Below are 6,259 nucleotides of genomic sequence, written 5' to 3'. Positions count from 1 at the left end.
CTCGGGTGGTCAGTGGGGGCGGCGGGCCGCGGCGGCGGGGATGGCGTCGGCGAGGCGGTCGAGGACGGCCCCGGCCTGCTCGTCGGTGAGGGTCAGCGGGGGCAGGAGCCGGACGACGCTGGAGTGGCGGCCGCCGAGGTCGACGATCAGGCCCCGCCTGAGGCACTCCTGCCGGACGGCTGCGGCGAGGTCGGGGGCAGCGGCCCGGGTTGCGGGGTCGACCAGTTCGACGCCGATCATCAGGCCGCGGCCGCGGACGTCCCCGATGCAGGGGTGGTCCCCCGCCAGGCCGCCCAGGGCGGTGAGCATCCGCACGCCCAGGGCTCCGGCGCGCTCGGCCAGGCGGTTCTGCCGTACGAAGGCGAGGGTGGCGGTGCCGGCGGCCATGGCCAGCTGATTGCCGCGGAAGGTGCCGGATTGGGCACCGGGGGTCCAGACGTCCAGGCCGGAGCGGTAGACGAGCACCGCCAACGGGAGGCTGCCGCCGATCGCCTTGGACATGACCATCACATCCGGGACCACCCCCGCGTGGTCGACGCCCCAGAAGGCACCGGTCCGGCCGACACCGGTCTGCACCTCGTCCGCGATCAGCGGGATCCCGCGCGCCTCGGTGATCTCGCGCAACCGGCGCAGCCAGGGGTCCGGCGCCGGCAGGACCCCGCCCTCGCCCTGTACCGGCTCGACGAGCATCCCGGCCGGGGCCGGAACCCCGCCTTTCGGATCGTCCAGGAGGCTCTCGGTCCAGCGCGCCCCGAGCCGGGCTCCCTCGCCGCCTCCGACGCCGAACGGCCAGCGGAGGTCGTGCGGATACGGAAGCCGGGTCACCCGTACGTCGAGGACCACGTCGTGGTCGGCGCCGGTGAACGCGAGCAGCCGGGAGCGCCCGGTCGCGGCGCGGACCAGCTTGACCGCGGCCTCGACGGCGTCCGCGGCGGTGGGCCCGCAGAACTGGATGCGGGCGTCTGCGGCCAACTCGGATGGCAGGTTGGCGAACAGCTCGGTGGTGAAGGCGTCCTTGACCGGGGATGCCAGGTCCAGGATGTGCAGGGGGGCACCGGAGTCGAGGACGCTGCGGATGGCTTCGAGCACCACGGGATGGTTGTGGCCCAGGGCCAGGCGGCCCGCGCCGGAGAGGCAGTCGAGGTAGCGGCGGCCGTCGGCGCCCTCGATGGTGAGGCCGCGGGCGCGGACCGGGACGACCGGCAGGGAGTGCGCGTACGTGCGAACGGCCGACTCCCGCACCGCCTGGCGCCGCAGGATGCCCTCCGCCGCCTCCGCACCGTCACCCGTCGCACCGCTCCCCGTACCGCTGTTCCCTGCTGCCCCGTGCCCCGGTGCCGCCCTGCTCCCCTGCGCCGGGCCCTGCGACGCCACGTCATGCTCGGTCAACGCCACGAGTGTCGGACCTCCCGCACGGACTGCTCTGCCGGTTGCGCCTCGAACAGGAACGCGGCGCCCCATCCCCCGTACGTACCAACGACGGTGGCGGCGGCTGAACACGGGCGGGTTCAAGATCCTTGCTGTGCGCCGTGCGCTGTGTGCGGTGCCGGACGGGCAGTCCCGGGAACCGCGGGCCCGGCCTGTGCCGTCCCCAACAGCAGCGGCATAGTGGGGTGCTGCACTTTCGGCGGCCCGCACCCCATCGCGGCCGCCGCCCACGCCCGGAACCACCAGGGGGATTGACGACATGCGACCGAACCGACCGGTCACCGCGATTCTGTGCGCGGCGGCACTTGCGATGACCGCCGCCGCCTGCGGACCCGGCGACGGTGAGGCCGGCGGAGACGCCAAGCCGACCGTGGCGGCGAACGTCCCGCCAGGAACGGACGGGATCAAGATCCCCGACCAGCTCAAGGACAAGCTGAAGCAGCACGGCATAGACCTGGAGAAGTGGCGGGGAGGTGAGTGGAAGAACTGGAACAAGGACGACTGGCTGCGCGAGGCGGGCGACTACATCAACCCGGTCATCGAGGGCCTGTGGGATCCGGACCGTATGCGTGAGGCCGCCAAGACCCCGCAGCCGCCGGCCATCGACCCGGACGCCGGCAAGGACCAGGGCGTCACCGATCCCACCCCGGCCCCGGTGGCGGCGAAGCCGGCCGCCACGCCGTACCACTCGAGCGTCCCGTATTCCGGCAAGGTCTTCTTCGACGGCCCCGAGGGTTCCATGGTGTGCTCGGCGACCGTGGTCAAGGACCCGGCCCACCCGGGCAAGTCGAACATGGTGTGGACGGCGGGCCACTGCGTGCACGCGGGCAAGGCGGGCGGCTGGTACCGCAACATCGCCTTCGTCCCCTCGTACAACAACGCGGGCAAGCCCTCGGCGCAGCTCAAGGGCGCGCCGCGGCAGGAGGTCGCCCCGTACGGCGTGTGGTGGAGCGATTGGGCGCAGACCTCGGACCAGTGGATCGCGCAGGGCGGTCCGACGGGCGGTGCGGGTGCTCCGTACGACTTCGCGGTGCTGCACGTCGCCCCGGAGAAGGGCTCGGGCAAGTCGCTTGAGGAGACGGTCGGTGGGGCGCTCCCGGTGGAGTTCAATGCCCCGGCGGTGCCGAAGGTGGCGGGCATGACGGCGACGGGCTACCCGGCGGCGGCCCCGTTCGACGGGCAGAAGGCCTACCAGTGCACGGACAAGCCGGGCCGGCTGTCGCTGAAGGCGAACGACCCGGTGATGTACCGCATCGGCTGCACGATGACGGGCGGTTCCTCCGGCGGCGGCTGGATCGCGGCGGGCAGCGACGGCAAGCCGGTGCTGATCTCCAACACCTCGATCGGGCCGGCCAAGGCGGGCTGGCTGGCCGGGCCGCGGCTCGGCCCCGAGGCCAAGGGGATCTTCGACGCGGTGAGCGCCAAGTTCAAGTGAGCGTGAGCCCGGCGTCCCGGTGACGGGACGCCGGAGTCACGGCCGAGGCCCCCTGCACGACGATCACGACGATCGTGCAGGGGGCCTCGGTCCGTCCTCGGTGCGCGTGCCCATGGGCGGGGGCGTGCGCGTGCGTGTGCGCGTGGGTATGCGCGCCGGTCACCGGCTCGCGGGGACGAACGGGGACAGCTCCGCCGCCAGTTCCGCGTGGACGCGTGCCTTGATGAGGGTGCCCTCCGGGGTGTGCTCCTCGGAGATCACCTCGCCCTCGGCGTGTGCCTTGGCGATCAGCGAGCCGTGGGTGTACGGCACCAGGGCCTCCACCTCGACCGCGGGCCGCGGCAGTTCGGCGTCGATGAGCCGCAGGAGCTCGTCGATGCCGTGCCCGGTGCGGGCCGAGACGGCGATGGAGTGCCGCTCGATGCGCAGCAGCCGCTGCAGGACCAGCGGGTCAGCGGCGTCGGCCTTGTTGACCACCACGATCTCGGGCACGTCGGTGGCGCCGACCTCGCGGATGACCTCGCGTACGGCCGCCAGCTGCTCCTCCGGGGCCGGGTGCGAGCCGTCGACGATGTGCAGGATGAGGTCGGAGTCGCCGACCTCCTCCATCGTGGAGCGGAACGCCTCGACGAGGTGGTGGGGCAGGTGCCGGACGAAGCCGACCGTGTCGGCCAGGGTGTAGACCCGGCCGCTCGGCGTCTCGGCCCGGCGCACGGTCGGGTCGAGGGTGGCGAAGAGGGCGTTCTCGACGAGCACGCCCGCGCCGGTGAGGCGGTTGAGCAGCGAGGACTTGCCGGCGTTGGTGTAGCCGGCGATGGCGACGGAGGGCACCTTGTTGCGGCGCCGCTCCTGGCGCTTGATGTCGCGGCCGGTCTTCATCTCCGCGATCTCCCGGCGCATCTTCGCCATCTTCTCGCGGATCCGGCGCCGGTCCGTCTCGATCTTGGTCTCACCGGGGCCGCGGGTGGCCATGCCGCCACCGCCGCCGCCGCCCATCTGGCGGGACAGCGACTGGCCCCAGCCGCGCAGGCGCGGAAGCATGTACTGCATCTGCGCGAGGGCGACCTGCGCCTTGCCCTCTCGGGACTTGGCGTGCTGGGCGAAGATGTCGAGGATCAGGGCGGTCCGGTCGACGACCTTGACCTTGACGACGTCTTCGAGGGCGATGAGCTGGCCGGGGCTGAGTTCACCGTCGCAGACGACGGTGTCGGCACCGCTCTCCAGCACGATGTCGCGCAGCTCCTGGGCCTTGCCCGAGCCGATGAAGGTGGCCGGGTCCGGCTTGTCGCGGCGCTGGATCACGCCGTCGAGCACGAGGGCGCCGGCGGTCTCGGCGAGGGCGGCGAGCTCCGCGAGGGAGTTCTCGGCGTCCTGCACCGTGCCGGAGGTCCACACGCCGACGAGCACGACGCGCTCCAGGCGCAGCTGTCGGTACTCGACCTCGGTGACGTCTTCGAGTTCGGTTGAGAGACCGGCGACGCGGCGCAGCGCGGCACGCTCGGAGCGGTCGAACTGGTCGCCGTCGCGGTCTCCGTCGATCTCGTGGCTCCAGGCGACGTCCTCTTCCATCAGGGCGTCGGCCCGAAGGCTCTCGGTGAAGCTCTGCGAGGCGCGCACGTCGTCCTGTGCGCCCCGCGCGTCCTGGGAAGGGGAAGAAGAGGAGGTCATGGGATCCTTACGTCGGTGTCGAATCGGCCCGCATCGGGTGGCCTCGGCCCTCAGTGCGCGGCCGGGGACATCACTCCCGGGCCGCAGCTCCGCTGACTGCGTATGCCACAGGCGACACAGTACTGTCATGGTCAACGGGTCAGGCCACCGGAAGATTCCCTCCGGCGAGCGGCCCTGTCGATGGTGACATGCCCGTTCCCGCCGGGTCACACGCTTTTCGCGCCGTTCCATTCCGGGTGTCCGGGCATCGCCGGGGTCGTCTTTCCGTACAGCCATGGCTCCAGGAAGGCTTTCAGATCCCGTCCGGCCACGTCGGAGGCCATGCGGACGAAGTCCTGGGTGCCGGCGACGGAGTCCCGGTGCTCGGTGACCCAGCGCCGCTGCAGCCGGTCGAAGGCGGCGGCGCCGATCTCCTGCCGCAGCGCGTACAGGATCAGGGCGGCCCCGTCGTAGACCACGGGCCGGAAGAGGCCGATCTTCTCGCCGGGGGCGGCCGGTTTCGGCGCCGCCGGGGGGCCGCCGGCGGCACGCCACTGATCGGAGCGCTGGTACGCCTCGCGCATGCGCCGTTCCAGGGAGTACGTGCCGAGGCCGTCGGCGTACAGGGCCTCGTACCAGGTGGCGTGTCCCTCGTTGAGCCACAGGTCGGACCAGGTGCGCGGGGCGACGCTGTTGCCGAACCACTGGTGGGCGAGCTCGTGGACCATGACGGCCTCGACGTACCACTCGGGGTAGCCCTCGCCGGAGAAGAGGCCGCTCTCGAAGAGCGAGAGGGTCTGCGTCTCCAGCTCGAAGCCGGTCCTGGCCTTGGCGATCAGCACCCCGTAGGTCTCGAACGGGTAGCGTCCGACCCGCTGCTCCATCCACTCGATGTGTCCCGGGGTCTTCTTCAGCCAGGGTTCCAGCCGCTCGCGGTCTGCGGCCGGGACGACGTCGCGCAGGGGCAGTCCGTGCGGTCCGGTGCGCCCGACGACGGCCGAGTCGCCGATGGAGACCTGGGCGAGCTCGGTGGCCATGGGGTGCAGGGTGCGGTAAGTCCATGTGGTCGCGCCCGTCGCGGTGCGGGCCGGGAGGGCGCCCGGCAGGCCGTTGGCGACGGCCGTCAGCCCGGCCGGGGTGGTGATCCGGAAGGTGAAGTACGCCTTGTCGGCGGGGTGGTCGTTGCACGGGAAGACGCGGTGGGCGGCGTCGGCCTGGTTGGCCATGGCGAGGCCGTCCTCGGTGGGCACCCAGCCTCCGTCGGCGATGCCGCGCGGATCGCTGGTGTGCTTGATCGTGATGTGCAGGGGGCTGCCCGGGACCACCGGGCTCACGGGGGTGAGCACGAGGTCCTCCCCGGCGCTCTCGAAGCGCGCCGGTGCCCCGTTGACCTGTGCTGAGGCGACGGTGCCGTGGGTGAAGTCGAGGTTGATCCGCTCCAGCGGCTCCTTGGCGCGTGCGTCGATCCGGGTGACCGCGTCGAGGGGGCTCGTGTTGTCCCTGTAGGTGAGGGACAGGTCGTACGCGAGGACGTCGTACCCGGGGTTGCCCAGCTGGGGGAAGAGCGTGTCACCGATGCCCAGCGGCGTCGGAGGGGGCAGCGCGGCGGCGGTGAGGGTGAGGGAGGCCGCGGCGAGCAGGGCGGCGCGCAGGCGCGGGGAGGTGAGCTGCATCCCCCACCGCATACCAGCGGCCGCCGTGTGGCGAAGTACGGCGCGCGGCGGGTCCACCCGAACGGGACCTTCCGGC

4 protein-coding genes are annotated in these 6,259 nt (G+C 72.3%); 1 reads left to right on the top strand and 3 read right to left on the bottom strand.

Translation table 11 applies throughout. The features are described from left to right. Positions 1-9: 9 nt before the first annotated feature. Positions 10-1,260 carry a diaminobutyrate--2-oxoglutarate transaminase family protein gene (locus tag HYE82_RS33095; RefSeq protein WP_309144532.1) on the bottom strand — a complete coding sequence of 417 codons (1,251 nt, stop codon included), beginning with the start codon at positions 1,258-1,260 and terminating at the stop codon, positions 10-12. A gap of 427 nt (positions 1,261-1,687) precedes the next feature. Here HYE82_RS33095 and HYE82_RS33090 point away from each other — a divergent pair, with 427 nt between their 5' ends. After that, complete coding sequence (locus HYE82_RS33090; protein ID WP_179177908.1) at positions 1,688-2,863, top strand: serine protease; 1,176 nt, start codon at positions 1,688-1,690, stop codon at positions 2,861-2,863. Positions 2,864-3,022: 159 nt separating this feature from the next. On the opposite strand, the gene hflX is transcribed toward HYE82_RS33090, so the two are convergent. Then, the gene (gene hflX, locus HYE82_RS33085; protein WP_179177907.1) at positions 3,023-4,531 is read right to left on the bottom strand and encodes a GTPase HflX; all 1,509 of its coding nucleotides are present in this window, start codon (positions 4,529-4,531) and stop codon (positions 3,023-3,025) included. A 206-nt stretch (positions 4,532-4,737) separates the two neighbouring features. Next, on the bottom strand, positions 4,738-6,183 hold the full coding sequence (locus HYE82_RS33080) for a M1 family metallopeptidase (RefSeq protein ID WP_179177906.1): 1,446 nt from the start codon (positions 6,181-6,183) through the stop codon (positions 4,738-4,740). Positions 6,184-6,259: the final 76 nt, after the last annotated feature.

Origin of the sequence: Streptomyces sp. BR123 (genome assembly GCF_013401435.1) — a bacterium.
Classification (GTDB): domain Bacteria; phylum Actinomycetota; class Actinomycetes; order Streptomycetales; family Streptomycetaceae; genus Streptomyces.
Note: the sequence above shows the minus strand (reverse complement) of the source record. Positions and strands in the feature narration are given on the sequence as shown.